This is a genomic window from Chitinophaga sp. RAB17 (genome assembly GCF_052114225.1).
Taxonomy (GTDB): Bacteria; Bacteroidota; Bacteroidia; order Chitinophagales; family Chitinophagaceae; genus Chitinophaga.
On the sequence record NZ_JBFREI010000010.1, the window covers coordinates 1 to 16781 of the forward strand.

At 41.1% G+C, this 16781-nt stretch carries 11 protein-coding genes and 1 tRNA gene; 4 read left to right on the forward strand and 8 right to left on the reverse strand.

Going from position 1 to position 16781, the window contains the following annotated elements:
* Nucleotides 1-17 precede the first annotated feature (17 nt).
* Together AB4Z08_RS26795 and AB4Z08_RS26800 are read left to right on the forward strand one after the other, a co-directional pair.
* Nucleotides 18-101: transfer RNA gene (locus AB4Z08_RS26795), tRNA-Leu, on the forward strand.
* 431 nt (nt 102-532) lie between these two features.
* On the forward strand, nt 533-1423 hold the full coding sequence (locus AB4Z08_RS26800) for a PDDEXK nuclease domain-containing protein (protein ID WP_441577080.1): 891 nt from the start codon (nt 533-535) through the stop codon (nt 1421-1423).
* 652 nt (nt 1424-2075) lie between these two features.
* On the opposite strand, the gene AB4Z08_RS26805 is transcribed toward AB4Z08_RS26800, so the two are convergent.
* The gene (locus AB4Z08_RS26805) at nt 2076-3134 is read right to left on the reverse strand and encodes an NAD(P)-dependent alcohol dehydrogenase (protein ID WP_441576861.1); all 1059 of its coding nucleotides are present in this window, start codon (nt 3132-3134) and stop codon (nt 2076-2078) included.
* A gap of 105 nt (nt 3135-3239) precedes the next feature.
* A complete protein-coding gene (locus AB4Z08_RS26810; RefSeq protein WP_441576862.1) occupies nt 3240-4097 on the reverse strand; it encodes a helix-turn-helix domain-containing protein in 858 nt (285 codons plus the stop codon).
* Between the two features lie 521 nt (nt 4098-4618).
* Here AB4Z08_RS26810 and AB4Z08_RS26815 point away from each other — a divergent pair.
* Entirely contained in the window at nt 4619-5500 is an 882-nt protein-coding gene (locus AB4Z08_RS26815) for a helix-turn-helix domain-containing protein (RefSeq protein ID WP_441576863.1), read from the forward strand.
* A gap of 65 nt (nt 5501-5565) precedes the next feature.
* Nucleotides 5566-6288, forward strand: coding sequence for an SDR family oxidoreductase (locus tag AB4Z08_RS26820; RefSeq protein WP_441576864.1), 723 nt, complete (start codon nt 5566-5568; stop codon nt 6286-6288).
* A gap of 179 nt (nt 6289-6467) precedes the next feature.
* Here AB4Z08_RS26820 and AB4Z08_RS26825 read toward each other — a convergent pair whose 3' ends face one another.
* The 6 genes from AB4Z08_RS26825 to AB4Z08_RS26850 are packed head-to-tail and all read right to left on the reverse strand — an operon-like array spanning nt 6468 to nt 16777.
* Nucleotides 6468-7613: a hypothetical protein gene (locus tag AB4Z08_RS26825; protein ID WP_441576865.1), complete on the reverse strand. Its 1146-nt coding sequence runs from the start codon at nt 7611-7613 to the stop codon at nt 6468-6470.
* Nucleotides 7614-7644: 31 nt separating this feature from the next.
* Nucleotides 7645-8826 carry a hypothetical protein gene (locus AB4Z08_RS26830; protein WP_441576866.1) on the reverse strand — a complete coding sequence of 394 codons (1182 nt, stop codon included), beginning with the start codon at nt 8824-8826 and terminating at the stop codon, nt 7645-7647.
* A gap of 2 nt (nt 8827-8828) precedes the next feature.
* A complete protein-coding gene (locus AB4Z08_RS26835) occupies nt 8829-10268 on the reverse strand; it encodes a hypothetical protein (RefSeq protein WP_441576867.1) in 1440 nt (479 codons plus the stop codon).
* Between the two features lie 53 nt (nt 10269-10321).
* Nucleotides 10322-11641: a hypothetical protein gene (locus AB4Z08_RS26840; protein ID WP_441576868.1), complete on the reverse strand. Its 1320-nt coding sequence runs from the start codon at nt 11639-11641 to the stop codon at nt 10322-10324.
* 10 nt (nt 11642-11651) lie between these two features.
* Nucleotides 11652-12986 (reverse strand): hypothetical protein, encoded by a 1335-nt coding sequence (locus tag AB4Z08_RS26845; protein WP_441576869.1) that lies wholly within the window; start codon nt 12984-12986, stop codon nt 11652-11654.
* Between the two features lie 5 nt (nt 12987-12991).
* Nucleotides 12992-16777 (reverse strand): hypothetical protein, encoded by a 3786-nt coding sequence (locus AB4Z08_RS26850; RefSeq protein ID WP_441576870.1) that lies wholly within the window; start codon nt 16775-16777, stop codon nt 12992-12994.
* Nucleotides 16778-16781: the final 4 nt, after the last annotated feature.

A 16781-nucleotide genomic window follows, 5' to 3' on the forward strand; every position in this document is an offset into this window, starting at 1 on the left:
CTGACACGATATCAGTTGCCCAGATGGCGAAATTGGTAGACGCACTGTGTTCAGGTCGCAGCGCTCGCAAGGGTGTGCTGGTTCGAATCCAGTTCTGGGCACGAAAGTGGACAAATCGAGATTACTCTTGGTTTGTCCATTTTTATTTTTATCAAAACCAGCGTCCGGCGTGTATATTAGCTTGACAGCTTCGTTTAGTCGAGCGGTTCGATAATGGCTTCCATCAAAACGAGTTTTTCCGAATAAATCGAACCACATTTTCCTATACAATTGCATTATTTTCTCACTGCATTAACTTCCAATTAACGCTTATCATTCTTTCGTTATCTAATTTTCAGGGTATTCATTTGACATGAAAATCCTGCATCCCAAAATATTGGATTGCTGATAAAGAATAAGCATAATGGCAAATGGGAAAAATGTAACATCAATAGAACAATCTTTATTCAATGAGCTTTCACAGCTTATTGAGCAAAGCCAACGGCAAGTATTTTCACATGCTAACAGTATCCTTACGATACTTTTCTGACAGATTGGCAAACGCATCAACGATGAAATCCTTAGAAATAAGCGGGCGGAGTATGCAAAACAGATTGTGTCGACACTGTCGACACAATTAAAGAGTCAATATGGGAGAAACTTTGAGATAAGGAATTTAAGGAGAATGATGCAATTTGCCGAGCAATTCACAAAACTGGAGACTATATTACCGCTGTCACAACAGCTGAGTTGGTCGCATTTCGTGGAATTATTGCCGTTAAAGAACCAGGATGCAAAACTGTTCTATGCACAGGTTGCTGTTAATCAGGCGTTGGGTATAAGGGATTTGCGAAAACAAATTTCAACCAAAACATTTGAGCGGATAGGCATTGCGAATATACAAAACACCAGTAACCATCCAGCTATTAATGACAATTTCAAAAACCCATATTTTTTGGACTTTCTGGGGTTACGAAATACCTATATGGAAAAGGATCTCGAAGAAGCTATACTTCGGGAACTAGAGGCTTTCATATTGGAGCTGGGCAAAGGATTTGCCTTCATAGAGCGTCAGAAAAGGATGATTATTGACGGCGAAGATTTTCATTTAGATCTTTTGTTTTATCATCGAAATTTAAAACGCCTTGTAGCTGTTGAGCTGAAACTTGGAAAATTCGAAGCCCAACACAAGGGACAAATGGAGTTGTATTTAAAGTGGCTGGATAAATACGAAAAGCAAGAAGGAGAACAATCCCCGATTGGCTTAATCTTATGTGCCGAAAGCAAACGAGAACAAGTAGAGTTGTTGGAAATGCACAAAGATGGGATCGTGGTAGCGGAATATTGGACAGAACTACCTCCTAAAAAAGAACTGGAGAAAAAAATACGTCATCTCTTCATTGAAGCTAAGGAAAGGATTGAACGTAAGAAGGTGCTGGAGTAATAGCGTAGTCAATTATACTTCGAATGCGTCAGCATGAGGAAATTGATCGTTTGGGTTTTACCAAAACATAGCTGGCAACCAGGTAATGGCCTATCAATAGCACTCTCTTTTCATCAGCAAATAAAATATAGATGATCCATTTTAAGCTGATGAAAAGAATAATAATTCACTTGGTCTACTCGCTGAACTTATACAGCATGCTATCCGGAAGTAGCCTTTGGTACGAGAAAAGTACACTCCGGTGCACGAAAAGAGGCTTGTAAGTATTAACTTACAAGCCTCTTTTAATTCTATGAAGAATCAATTTTTGCGCTTTCTCCCACGATTATTGACACCCCAATTTAATCACCTACAACAGGGAAATAATCTGTATTTGTGTTTACGAAAAAAGCAATCTAATAATTCCTCCAATCAAAGTATGAATGACAAATTCATTCCAAATCTTGTCAGACGCGCATTAGCCGGTTTGTCATCCATGACAGTATGCGCGGGAAAAATTATTAAAGTTTTTTACTCACTCTTTTTCACTCTTATTCTCAGTTTCAAAAGTTCATGTAAAAACGCCTCAGAACTCACTGCCACGGCGTATTAATTGTGCTGTTGTTTTTGAATAGCTTAGCGATTCTCAAAAAATACGGATGTGCTTTTTATGCTACAGCGTAGCCATATCAATTACAAAACGATACTTAATATCACCTTTTAGCATTCTGTCGTAAGCGCTATGAATATCTTTGATGTCGATCAGTTCAATATCTGCCACTATTCCATGTTGCGCACAAAAATCCAGCATTTCCTGCGTCTCCGCTATTCCCCCGCAAGCAGAGCCAACGATGCTTTTACGACGCCCCAATAGTGAAAACGCCCCTAAGGCCCCATTCAGGTGTATTCCCTCAACCGGAACACCTACACAGATATGCACACCATCCAGATCCAGTAAAGAAAGATAAAAATTAAAGTCGTGATCTGCAGCTACTGTGTCTATGATGAAATTAAAAGACCCTTTTACTTTTTCAATCTGCCCGGCATCTTTTGTTATTACAAAATGATGGGCGCCCAGTCTTTTTGCGTCTGCTTCTTTCTGAGGAGAGGTACTTAAAATAGTTACTTCAGCTCCCAGCGCTACTGCAAATTTAACTGCCATATGTCCCAGCCCTCCCAGGCCAAGTACAGCCACTTTATGACCTGCTCCAATCTTCCAATGCTTCAGCGGTGAATAAGTAGTAATGCCGGCACATAACAAGGGTGCAGTTGAGGCAAGATCAAGGTTTTCTGGAATATGGACTGCAAATGCATCTTTTGTTACAATAGTGTTGGAATAGCCTCCAAAAGTTGGTTTGAAGTCTCCATACTTATCAATGCCATTGTATGTGGGAACAACACCTTCTTTGCAATATTGTTCCAGACCTTCTTCGCAATGACTGCAGTTACCGCAGGAATTAACGATTGTTCCAACACCTGCAAGATCTCCAGTCTTAAACCCTTTAACATGGTCGCCAACCTTAACAACGCGGCCAACTATTTCATGGCCCGGAACCATTGGGAACATGCCGGGAAACCATTCGTTATTGATTTGTGCAAGATCGGAATGACATACTCCGCAATATAAAATCTCTATTTGTATATCATGGGCGCCAACCTCTCTTCGTTCAAAATTCCAGGGAGCTAATGTATCATGCGCATTTTGCGCTGCATAACCTTTTGTTTGTATCATAATGCTTCTTTTTAATTTTAGTAGCAACAAAATTACCTGTTCCCCCAATCACTAAATTGGTGGAATCAAAGCAAAAGTTATTAAAATCAAAGAAGCACCCTGTTCCTATTCTATTTTACTGTTTCTATAAGATTTTGGCGAAAGCTTCTCTCTGCCTTTGAAAAAAGTAATAAAATTGGAAGCCTCTTCAAAACCCAGGCACCAGGCTACTTCAGCGATGTTCCACTCTGTATGCTGAAGTAAGGACCTTGCTTCCCGAATGATCCTGTCGGCGATTAGCTGGGATGTTGTCCTGCCTGTAACCTCTTTAAGGGAATGGTTAAGATGATTCACGTGAATAGAAAGATGGTTTGCGAACTCGGCAGGCCTGCGCAACTCCATTTGTTGAAGTGTGGATTCAATTGGAAATTGTCTTTCCAGCAATTCGGTAAAGAGAGATGTGATTCTTAGTGCACTATTGGCTTCTTTGTTAGGGAGCTTTCCTACTGGTTGAAGCCTAAGGGCGGCATGAATAAGATCCAGCACTTTTGTTCTTAATACATCGTACTTATAGAGGAAGTCACTTGCGATCTCTCGCTGCATTGCTAAGAAAATATCTTTAAATGCACGAAATTGCTCCTCCGATAATTCAAACAGTGGGTAACTGCCAGGCTTGAAAACAGCATATGTTTTAATCATCCCAAACTGACGGATGAATTCTTCCGTAAACACACAAAAGAAGCTGGTATGATTATTCCCGGTAAGTTCCCAGGAGTAGGGAATATTGGGATTTGAGAACAGCAGGGCATAACGCTTAAAGGTCATCGTTTTATCAGCGTAAAACAGTTTGGTTTCGCCTTCTAAAAGACTGATTTTATAAAAACCTCTCCGCCTGTAGGATTGGCAGTAGCCTTTATCGTGGTTGTCATAATCAATGTAGAAAACATTAAATTGTCCGATTTCCTTTTTTAGGCTTTCCGGCAATGTTTCTATAGCACTTTCGTACGATTGGGACCTATGCTTACTATCCATCTTAATACTATTAAACTTGCACAAAGGTACCTATTTGAATGCGTATAAAATTGGTTAAATCAAAGGAGGTGGGTTATATGTTGCCTATTCAAGACCGAAAATTATTTAAATAATTTCTTTTCTAACTGATCGTATTATACTATTTTAGTGACGATAGGGAGAAAGTGAGAGAAAGCGTGACTTATTGAGATATCCAATGTGTCACGACACAAATTTGATACATTTTATTTATAAGTTACTCATAACCAGTAAAATGGGAATCCAGTTCTGGGCACGAAAGTGGACAAATCGAGATTACTCTTGGTTTGTCCATTTTTATTTTCGGGAAGCCCCGCGTCCAGCGCATATATTTTCTTATCCYGGTGTTGGTATATGGACAAATGAGATAGCGGGAGATGGTACAATTCAACACGAATACATGAGGATACGTTCAGGAGTAAACATAATAAGGTTTAATTATTTAAATAGACGTCATGCAGGAAACAAAAGGACTGATTGAACAAATTAAACTTCACGACAAGCTTGCGATCAGGGTAAGTTCTAATTCAAATAATGATTTGCCTGCCGAACTGATGAAAAAGCTAAGGCGACCGCATCGGAAAGCGAATTATTTTTTCGTTTTCATGGAAAGCGGTTCAGTAACTCATAAGGTTGATTTAAAAGATCTGACAATTACRGATGGACAACTATTTTTTATTTTACCCAACCAAATTCATACTGCACCTGCACAGCCGAAGAAAAACATGAAGTGTTTTAAAATGAGTTTTGACCATAACTGTTTGTCTTTACTTCCAAAAACATTTTCTTTTTTAATCAATCCACTAAATTCACAAATTATTTCATTTGACAATACTTCAAAATCGCGCGTGAAAGCACTTTTTGAAATTCTGGATAACATATTGAATTCGAAAAAGGGTCCCAAAGATGGGGAGGTTATTTTGGCGTATCTTAATTCACTTATGACTGAGATCAATTATGCCTATTTTAGAAATGTGGTAACAGAGAATTTAATGCCTCAGAAGCTTTCTAAGTACATTGAATTTAAAGTGGCTGTTGAAGCTAATTTGAGGGAACATCATTCTGTAAATACTATTGCCAGAAATCTTTCTGTAACAACAAATAATCTTTACAATATTGTAAAAGAGTTTTCAGGTGTTTCGCCAAAAGAATATATTACCATGAGTTTGATGTTGGAAGCACAACGTAAATTACATTATTCCAAACTTTCAATTAAAGAACTGGCTTATGAACTTGGTTTTAGTGACCCCGACTATTTCTCCAGACTTTTTAAAAAGATTACCAAAAAAAGCATTAGCGATTATTTAGCAGACATTCAGGATTTGTCAGGTAATTAGAGTGAATAGTCCATCTTAACCTATTTTGCCGAACCTACTTTTGCATTTCATAAAATTATATAAAAATGAAAACAGCATTAGTAACCGGAGCAAACAGAGGAATAGGTTTTGAAACATCAAAGCAATTGGCGGCACTTGGATATTTTGTTTACCTGGGCTGCCGGGATAAAGTCAAAGGGCTTGAAGCCATTAAAAAATTAAAAGCATTAGGTTATTCGAATGTGGATTGTATTGAATTGGATATAACAAACATCCACTCTATTAAATCAGCCAAACAGGAACTTGAAAATAAAACCAAACAATTAGATGTCTTAATAAATAATGCCGGCATCAGTGGCGGGTTTCCGCAACCTTCGCTTAAAGTGTCTATTGAAACATTAAAAGAGGTTTTTGAATCTAACTTTTTCGGGCCAATACAAATAATACAAGCGTTTATTGAGCTGTTGAAAAAATCAACAGCACCAAGAATTGTAAATGTAAGCACCGAATTATCTTCTCTGACAAAACACGGCGATCCAACCTGGAAATTCTATTCCGTGAAACCTTCGGCTTACGGCCCTTCAAAGACTGCATTAAATGCATATACTGTTATGTTAGCCTTTGAACTTAAGGATACAAATTTTAAGGTGAATTGTGTTTGCCCCGGGTTTACTGCGACTGAATTTAATAATTATAGTGGCGAAAAGACAGTTGAACAGGGTACAAGTGCAATTATAAAGTATGCAACTATTGAGAATGATGGCCCAACCGGGAAGTTTTTCAACGAAGATGGAGAAATCGCCTGGTAAATAATAGCATTTGACACACCTTAAGGAATCCAGTTCCGGGCGGTAAGGAAGGTTGTAAGTATTTGACTTACAACCTTCCTTATTTGTGGCAATTGCGACTTTGGCCGTGATAAGAGGCAGCATCGGGCCAATGGCATTGGCTTACCACTGCAAATCAGATAGCTTTGGCTATACGAAAATTATAGATCCATTAATTGTTCTGCCAGCATATGTTTTTCTTCCGAGGTAATGGTTTTACCTATTACTTTTTCAAGTGAATTCAAAAATACAGCCGCTTTATTCTTTTTGTTTTGCTGTAGGGTAGCGGATGGTGAGGCTGTTTCCGGAAAATCGGGAATCATTATGTCTTCAGTAGCGTTTGTATTATTGCTATTGTTATTGATGATGGTATCAGAAAGCCCGATTGGCACCCACGTAAGGAGCCCCGGGATTTTCTGTTTATTCAGTTTGTCATTACTTAACTTATACATCCAGCGGGTACCTCTTTTAAGCGGAATACAAAGTGGATTACACATCCACTGGCCTCCATCAGTTCCATTACCGTTGGCTGTTTTTACATAAGCGCCCGTTGCAATATACCAGCAGGTAGCGCCTTCAAACCAAATGCCTACACTGGCATTATCATACACAGGACCAAATGTAACGCCTGAGCCAATATAAGCCGGCGGAGGTACCATCGCTAATAAGAAACCATCAGCCGGGGCAACATTAATAATGCCGGCAGGGGAAGTTTCATTGATATTTGCACGACTGCTTTTACCAAACAGATATGCGTTGGCATTGCTTGTATTAAAGCTGTCTATACAGTGTAGTTTCCCGTTTATGCCCAGGTCTCCGGTAATGGTGCTACTGGGAGAATAGATAGTTCCTGGTAAAGTAAGGTTGTCGGTGATACTTACTCTTGACAGGGAGCTGAAATCCTGTACTGTCAGGAAGGAAGTACGTACACTGTCACTGGTGATTTGTCGGGCATTCAGTGTACCATTAATTCTTGCATCATTGTAAACCTCCATACTATCAGGGCTTAATATGGGATTGCCCACCGTAATGGTAAGTGAACTGAAAGCAATCAGTTGCCCCAGGTAAGCGATGAGTGTAAAGGTGGTATCTGAAGTGATGCCTTTCATCTCAAAGTAAAAGTCCTTGCCCTCATAAACCGGCGTAGGATTGGCTTTTTCATAAACCCGGTAGAAGGTGCCATTGCTTCCCCAGGAAAGGGTAAAGGAGGTATTGGAAGGAAATTCAGTAACCGGAACCAACGTTCCATTGGGGTCGCGTGCTACAAAACTGCGGATGTATACATCCGTCGCATCTGTGTTGATCATTTGATAGTGGTTATTTGTGAGGAAAAAAATACTATAGCTGAGTAAGTATCTCTGTGAGCTGTTTTTTGAGGGCTAAAGAAAAATTATTTTCTAATGCTGCCTCCAAAGTTTCAATGAAGGATGCTGCTATTGTCGCTTTATCTGTAGATCTGTTTACTCCTCCATTTGCTGTAACATGTCCTGTTACTGTAAGGTTTCCATTAATCGTAGTTCCTTGCAGGGTGGTAGTTTGAAATACATCTAATCCTCTTGCACAGGTAAGCTTTTGTACTGCTATTGACGTGTCATTAATCTGTAGTTTGTCAACATACATGGTATCATGAAAAGTGGAACTGCCATTGCAGTTCATGGGTTGTTGCATAGTGAGCTGCCCGTTAAAGGTCGTATACCCTTCTATGATAACATCGTTTGCAGCATGGATGTAACCTCCGCTGAAATCGCTGTCCGCACAGGTTACGGACAGTTGTTGGTATAATATTTTACCATCTTTACTGGCTTCTAATATAAAATTGGCATCTCTTACCAAACCTCTTGGGAAATGATAATATTTATTGGAGGTAGTAGTAAGAGGGGCGGTACTTCCATCCATAAAAATCCTGAAAGTATCGCCATTACTTTGCCATTCCATTTGAAATGGTTTCATTTTGGGCATGGCTGATACCGGATGCCCTGCGATATCAGGATTTAATGCTACAAAACTATTCAGGTAGAAGGCAGGTTCCCCTGATTTAGTAAGCTGCTTGTAAGACTGTCTGACCTGGTAGGTGTCACTGTCCACCGCGGTGGATAGTTCTGTTATTTTAATGATGACTGTCCCGATAAGGCTATTTACGGAACCTTCAATGGTAATAGTCAGGGGAGTATTAACAATTTTGTCATCAGACAGATGCTCAATTAAAAAGTTCCCGGCATCGTCTGGCTCATCATCATTCATGCCGCCCAGATGCCCTATTACATTATTATTACTGAGCGTCCAGTCAGTATTGTTTACGCTGCAGGAGGGTGGTGGCTGCACAGAAAAAAGTGTATCAGGCGCTTCTCCAAGGGGAATGGCTACACTGATCATTTTACATTTTACGCCGGGAGTGGCAGGAATATTAATGATTACTTTGGATCTTTGAGGATCCAGTGGTTCATTGATCACCAAAGCGTCTGGTTGCGTACTGGTAGCATATTTTAGTAATGGAATATCAACGATAGGAGGATTTGCCATAGTTATAACTTTAAAAGATTTTCAATCAGTTCTTCTTTTACCTTGTCCTGTAAGGGTTTTTCAAAAGCTTTTTCGAGCGCGGTAACAAAGCTCAATGCCTTTAACTGACGGGCATTTTGATGTGCTTTGAAATCTGCTTTCAATTTTTCTGAAAATTGATTTCCTTCGCTTTTCTGTGATTGTTCTACCGGTATTCCGTTTCCCAATCCCATCCAATAAAAAGTAGCGGTTCCGTCAACATTATTGCTTGCACCGTCCTGACGGTCTGCTGATATAGTGAATACACCATCTTTACGAATAGGTACGGTAACGGTATTACACTCTTGTCCAAATCTTGTTCTGGCGCCTGATGCACTATAAATATTGTTTTCATAGGTCACATTTACTACATATATACTACCTTCTTCCGGCGAGGAGTAAGAAGGCGTTATGGATGCGATTACAAAACCATCGGAAACGGCTTTATAACTTTTGCCTACTATATATTGACCTGTTGCTAATTTTGACTCGCTGCCAAAGGCCGTTATCGTTCCTTTGGTAAGATCCGTTGATCCGGTAGCGGATAGTGTTGTTATGGCTGCATCGGTAATAAATGTTTTACCCGCCGAGTTTAAGCTATCGGTAAAGAAGCCGGCCAAACCTGTTACCGTATTTTTGGCGGTCAGATGATCTACGGTAAGATCCGGTGAACTAACCCGTGCTACATATTCCTGATATAATATTTGTTCTCCTGATGTGGCTTCAATAATAAAAGCAGTGTCGGTTGTTAATCCGGCCGTGATATCATACCAGGGGTTGGTTCCCTGGTTGATGGGATCTGTTTTGGTGCCATCGTATACGCGATAATATTGTCCGTTACTTTGCCACTTCAATTGCAATGATCTGCTTTTGTCTAAAAATGGTGCAGGAATACCCGGAGTATCGGTGTAAACCATTACTACATTGTTAAGGAAGAAGGCTTCATCGCCTGTTTTAGTAATGTCATAAGATTTTCCCCGTACTACAAAATTGCTTTCGGCCTGTTGGCACGACATTTCTCTTACCTCAATAGCGGCCTTACCTGTTTTTTGATTTACGGTTCCGGAAACCGTAAAGGTAACTGCTGAATCAACAGTCATATCCTCTGCAGTATGTTTGAACAGGTACATTTGATAATCATTGCCTGCATCTTGTCCCATGCCCACCACATTGGCATGACTTGGTTCCCAGTCGCTGTTACTGCTCCTGGCTGTTGGCATTGGATCTTTTATGAATAAATCACTGCTTTGCTCACCAAGTGGTACTACCACGGAAATATATTGACACTTTACATCCGTATTGGGGAGTATTGTTACAAGAATATCTGCTTTGGAAGGGTTGTTACTTTGACTGACGATAACATTCGTTGGTTTTGTTTTTACATCGTAATTGAGTAGGGGTGGTTGTAATTGATCTTTGTTCATGATGATTGTTTTGAGGGGGTGATTTTTGGGGGGAATTGAAAATGTAAACTTTCTTATAGATATTTTTCAATTAGTCGTTCTTTTACTTCCTCTTTTAGCGTTTTGTCAAAGGCGTTTTCAAGCGCGGTGATGAAGTCTGTAGCTTTTTGTTTTTGAGCTCTTTGATATGATATTATATCTTTATTTAGCTGCTCACTAAATGTTTTAAGTTTTGCTATAGCTTCAGGACTGCCTCCGGACTGTATGGTTCCTTGCCCTAATGGTATCCAGCTGGCATTAAATCCGTAAGTTGCATTTTCACCGACTTGCCCGGCTACCAACCAAAAAGGCACTCCTTTTTGAACGGGGACCGTCATGCTATTCTGAGTAGAATTTTGTGTCGATGAAAATGTTGTAAAGGTGTAGCCAAATGTTTCTGATAAGCAAAGGCGTACAAATATCATTCCTCCAAAAGGCAAGTCACTTGCACTAATCTGAAAGGTCACGAATCCATCTGAGGTAGGTGTAAAATAACCTGATGCCGGCCAGCCTTGAAAAAACATCTGGTTGGAGGTAAACATACCTACTGACCCTACCAATGATTCATTTATTTCTAATGTACTCACCGTTAGCATTGGAGAAGATACTTTGATCACATATTCCTGATACAATACATCTCCATCTTTATCAGCTTCTACAATCAAAGCAAGATCTGATGTTAATCCTTCTGGCATTGCATATGATTTTCCACTCCCTTTATAAACAGGATCTAAACCGGATCCTGAATAGACTTTGAAGTAGTCGCCATTACTTTGCCATATCAGTTGTACTCCTCTTGTCTTATCTATCAAAGTCACAGGAACACCTGGTGTATCAAGATACTCAAGTACTAAACTGTTAAGGAAGAATGATTCTTCTGCAGCTTTGGCAATGTCTTGTGATTTTTGTCTTTTCATATAGTTGTCATCATTTATCCCCATAGCATATTCATTTATTTGAATGGTGGCTGTCCCGCTTTCGCTGTTAACAGTACCATTAATGGTGAAAGTGACATCTGTACTAACAGTCATATCATCACTGATATGTTTGTACAGAAAATTTTTTGTACTCCCGTTTTCATCGGTCATCCCATGAATATTATCAGTACTGATCTCCCAGTCCGGATTATCACACGATGATGTAGCAAGTGGACTTACCGAATACATATCGTCACTGCCATCTCCAACAGGTACCCCAATGGATATATACTTGCACAAAACATCCTGGTCAGCACCTACCTGTATGATGATCTGAGCAGTAACTGTATTATTACCACTACTAATATTTACAGGAGAAGGATTGGTGGATATAGTATACTGTAATAAGGGGGAAGATTCCTGATCTCTGTTCTTCATGAAAGTATTACTATAGCAGTTTTTTAATTAATTGCTCTTTTACATCTCCTGATAATTTCCTATCGAAGGCGCTTTCAAAGGCCGTGATGAAGTCTGCTGCTTTTTGTTTACGCTTATGCTGTATCGCTTTCATATCATCTTTTATTTTTTGAACAAGCTGCTTATCACTTTCACTTCCAACCGTAGGGCTGGGCAGCCCGGTGCCTAGCCCTACCCATATGAATGTGGCAGTCATCCCGGGGCCGGCATTGGAGTCACTAGAAAAACAGGAGAATGAGTCTCCCTGCCTCACTGGAATAGAGAGACTGTTATATGCCAAGCCTATACTATCTGCAATAGAGGAGGTGGTGAAACTGATACTGTTGACAACAATGGTGGCTATGGTGATTTCGTTTGTAAGAAGAAGATCAGACTGGGTGACCGGGAAAATATTTGCAATTACAAAACCATCGGTAGTTGCGTACCAATATGAAGGATCAACCTGGGTGCTCCGTGCAAGGATTTGCTGATTACTTAAAATTTTTGTACTCCCCTGAGATAAGTCGGTGGCTTTATTGGCAGATATGCTAGTAAAGCTGGCATCCGGAGTATTTACACTGGCGGTATATTCAAGATATAGGTAATCACCGCCTTTTTGCGCCTGGATAATGTAAGTGGTATCAATGGCTAGACCAGCACTCACCTTGTAATAACTTTGAGTGCCCAGATCTATTGGCTGACCTCCGGTGCCACCTATATACAACTTAAAGCCCGTCCCATTGCTTTGCCAGTTTAACTGAAAGCCCCTGTATCTGTCTAACAATCCAGCAGGTACATCTGGTGTATCTATGTAAACGATTACTGCGCTATTCAAATAGAATGCGTCTTCTCCTGCTTTGGTAATATTATGTGTCATGGGTCTGATTTGATAGTTACCGTCATCAATTGTTGTTGAAAATTCTCTTATCGTTATTTGCGCAATACCAGCCTGGTCATTAACTGTGCCGTTGATGGTAAATGTGACATCTGAGTCTACTGCGTAGCCGTCATTAGTATGTTTATAAAGAAAGGTGGAGTCATTGCCGTCATTACTGTCTCCTCCCATACCTGGAATAAATTCATTACTGGGAACCCAGTCTGAATTATTACAGGATGAAGTGGGCAATGGACTTGTTACATACATATCTGTGGCGCCATCTCCAATAGGTACTTCAATAGAAATATCCTTACATAAAACATTTGGATCGGCCGTTACCTGTATAATAATTTTGGCCGTAGCCGGATTGTTATCGCCGCTGATATGCACGTTCGGAGGGTCTGTGTTAATGTTATACTTTAGTAGGGTGGGGGAATTGTCTTTTTGCATAATTATTATTTTTTATCGGCTGATAAATTTGTAACGAATTGTAACAACCCTTCCCGTATGGCGGCTGGCGTTACTGATATTTGTGCATTTACAGGAGCTATATTTAAGCCATATCCCTCCCATGAGCCTCCTCCTGCCACGGATTTTTCCCACCAGCTCCATACTCCGTTGTTCTCTGCAATAGGCAGATGATTAATGCCATTTGCCAGCACACTAACTGTCTGAGAATTTTTGTTAGGACCTATCTTCGTTAACAATGGCCCAACGGTGAACGTAACTTCCATAGCAGATAACGGCGTATCTACAAACTGAGTCGGTAATGTCAATTCTTTCACCGGCAGTATACCCGTGAATGCGTGTATGCCTGCCCGTGGGTCTACCAGTAAAGTGATGTATTTAACAGGGCTGTTGAATGCGAGCTGCAAATAATTTCCATCTGCCTGTTGCAATGGACCAATTTGTTTTACATAACCCTGACCCGCATCTGGGGTAACTACACAATTAAACTGGTCATATTGCTTATCTTCAAAATAGCCGATAACCCCGTCGGCAGGCGATCCCTGATCCCCCAGGCGGATGCTGAACGGAGAGGTAGTGAAATCTGGAATATTGGGATCAACAGGCGCCGGGCTAACAGGAGCCGGCCAATCACAGGACGTAACAGGCAAGCCATCCAACTCAAATTGTAAACTGGTTCTTACCAGGGCTAACGGCCGGCCTATCAACAGGCTTAGGTTCTGATCTGTTCTGTTGCCTAATGGATCAGTGGTCCAGAGTGTGGCGTCAATAGCATCAATGAATACACGAAACTCGTCTGCTGTTTTGGTGAGCATGGCTGTAATGAAAGCACCCAAATGCGGAGAGGCAGCTGTGATTTGATCAACACTAGTTATGTCATTATGTGGTGGTGCCACCCAGAAAGGAACGGCCACCTGCCCATTTTGCCGTAAGGCTACTTCTCCGGCATTAGTGCCATCGGGTAAAAACACCATCACAGATTTGTCGAGGTGATTTGATAACACCCATCCACAAACGGGATTTACATCAACAGCCAGGTTAAGTGCAGCGGTATCATCTTTATAATCTACCCATTCCATATTTAACCTGGAAGGCTGCAATAATCGTGGCGGTAACTGGAATGGTGATTCCACAGTTGCATCAGCGGATAACTTATTGCCAACCGCCAGCGCGTCATCTATTACTATAGGATAACTATTGTAGTCATGAACTCCTGCGCCTCCTGGCATTATAAGATCCAGCATTCTTCCGAATTTATCAAATACTGTCAGGTGGTAAAAGTAACACTGGCCACTACGTATCGCATGAAAAGGGAAATCACTTACTCCTCCATATTTCACATCCGGGAAAGAATTTACTGAACCCTGTCCATAGCTGGGGGTATCATAAGGTGGGGTAGTGGTCGTATCTGGATAACCAGTGACCTTGGCAAAAGTAAGCGTGGTATTATTATAGTTAAATGTTTCAATGGAGGGCCTTCTATATGCCCGCTTGTCGCGCTGAATAAGGTATTCATTAAAATCAACTAACTCCTGTGTCAGGAAGCGCCATTTATCAATGCTGTTAATCTGGTTGTAGATATCCGTGAATGGCCCTCCCTGGTCTCCGTATTGATCAATAAAAGCTTTTAACCTGGTACCAAAAGTAAATTGGGCATGTGGACTCAATAACGATCTTCCTTTAAGGGAAGATCCGGTATTGAGTCCCTGAAGGTTCGACTTCATATCATAATCGGTACCGTTGAAAGTCCAGTTACGATAGGTCGTTTCCTGCTGTTTATATTCAAAAGGAACGGGTAAATACTTCACTTCATATTCAATATACATAGGGTTCCATTTCTGCATCCACATATCGAGAATGGCATCCGGCAAAACTCCCTGCGTATATACGCTACTGCTATGCGAACTCATTTCCTGCCTGGCCTGATCCGTGCTGATATTGGCTTTGCCGGCAAGTAAACCTGCATTGGCAGGGTCCAAAATGAAAAACTCCTGGTACAGTGGCTGTATGCCAGCAGGAACAACGTTGATTTTGTTCAATACCGGCATCATAAATGTAAGATCCTGCAGGTTAAATTGGTGTCCGCCCAAGGTGATGGAGTTGATGAGGTGCGAGGAGAGGCGGATTTCCAAACTGGTATCAGGGTCAGCAAGTGGGTCGGGAGCCACTCCGGAAACCAGCACACTGGGATTAGTGGCCAGCCAGTAACGGGGCATATTCACCGACTTTAATACCTTACCGGCGCCCACATGATTTGCTGCAAATCTTTGTACTCCCAGGTTGTAGGCATCTTCCGGACTTAATCCCGCATCTGTTGCCGGTTGTGGCACCTTGCTGAGCAGATTGTTTACTACTGCCAGTTGGTCCAATACTTTACGAAGTTCTCCGTCTGTATTTGTTGGATCAAGATGCGGTTTTATCTGGTCTGCGGTAATGCCCGTATTATTTGTTGACATCTGTTGTGCATCGGCATTCATATATCCATACTTCCACCAGGCAGCATTTAAATTCCATTGCAAAGAATAGAGCGTCTCCAGATCTTTATCCAATTGGCGCTGGTCTGTATTGAGTTGGGAGAGCCATGTCTTTTCAGTATCCGTTAAGGGAACGCCTTGTTGTTCACCACCATTACTGCTGTCGGGAACAATTTCCCAACGTGTGCCTCCAAACCTGGAATCGAACCATTCGCTTCGTACACGCTGATTAATAGCAGCAGTGCCATCAGGTTCATTCATCTGGGGCAACATATCGTATTGGAAGGCACGTAGTAATTCTACCACATTACTGTATTCTGCACCTTGAAGCTGGGTACCGATAAGCGTACTGAAGGCATCGATGCTATTATTTGCAATAGTCACCCGCATATGCTCTGCGTAGTTGTTGGTTTCCAGTTCATCCGGCAAGGGGATAGAACTGCCGGCAGTATTATCCCAGTTAAGACCAAAAGACATTCCTGTATAAAGGGAGCTGTCTATGGAACCCGGTGCATCGTTATTGGCAATCGTCCAATTGAGTGCCGTTAATACTTCCTCTATAGTAGTTCCACCCGTGAAACCGTTTACTTTTAATATATCTGAGCCGGCATTTGAATACCAACCACAAACAAAATAGCTGAGCGTAGTTTGTGAAGGAGCATCCGTTAAATCATCGTGAAAAGAGAAGATACCGAGATTGTTATAAATATAGCCACTTGCATCTACGTTACCCGGTGCTACTGCTGTAAGGAATTGAAAATCTGCTGCTTTTTCAGACCACGAATCCAGGTCTGACGGAAAGCCCATGTTTGCGGTATAACAATTGTTGGCCGAATTATCACTTAAGGGAGGGAAAGGATGATGATTCCGATTTGGGTCTGCACTACTTTTAAGATAATCTCTCACCTCCTTTGTTATCATATAACTGGAGGATTTTTTGGTAGAGGAATTAGGACAATCACTTTCCTGTATCCATGCTTTAGATATATTATTTCCCTGTGGATCTCTGTGTACTCTTACTATCAGCCACCGGTTCGGAACTAAAGGGAAGTTCGTTCCATTATCCATGCTTCCCGAACGCAGTGCTCTTGGTAATGTCCAATGCAACCAGGCCCCTGTTTGCATGATACCGGTAATATCTGCATCAAATGCCTGTGCTTCGGCAGAATGGAAAGTATCATCTGCCAGGAGATCATAGGAAAATTTCCAGGTTCTGAACAGCGCTTCATAGCGCGTCATTAAAGTATTATTGCTCAGCAATACATCAAGTGCCATAGGCACCATAGCTGGTGTACTCATAAAT

What these genes read in the sequence shown, in the direction of transcription:
- AB4Z08_RS26805 (WP_441576861.1), bottom strand. Translation starts at nt 3,134, where the DNA reads ATGATACAAACAAAAGGTTATGCAGCGCAAAATGCGCATGATACATTA.
- AB4Z08_RS26820 (WP_441576864.1), top strand. Translation starts at nt 5,566, where the DNA reads ATGAAAACAGCATTAGTAACCGGAGCAAACAGAGGAATAGGTTTTGAA.
- AB4Z08_RS26825 (WP_441576865.1), bottom strand. Translation starts at nt 7,613, where the DNA reads ATGATCAACACAGATGCGACGGATGTATACATCCGCAGTTTTGTAGCA.
- AB4Z08_RS26830 (WP_441576866.1), bottom strand. Translation starts at nt 8,826, where the DNA reads ATGGCAAATCCTCCTATCGTTGATATTCCATTACTAAAATATGCTACC.
- AB4Z08_RS26835 (WP_441576867.1), bottom strand. Translation starts at nt 10,268, where the DNA reads ATGAACAAAGATCAATTACAACCACCCCTACTCAATTACGATGTAAAA.
- AB4Z08_RS26840 (WP_441576868.1), bottom strand. Translation starts at nt 11,641, where the DNA reads ATGAAGAACAGAGATCAGGAATCTTCCCCCTTATTACAGTATACTATA.
- AB4Z08_RS26845 (WP_441576869.1), bottom strand. Translation starts at nt 12,986, where the DNA reads ATGCAAAAAGACAATTCCCCCACCCTACTAAAGTATAACATTAACACA.
- AB4Z08_RS26850 (WP_441576870.1), bottom strand. Translation starts at nt 16,777, where the DNA reads ATGAGTACACCAGCTATGGTGCCTATGGCACTTGATGTATTGCTGAGC.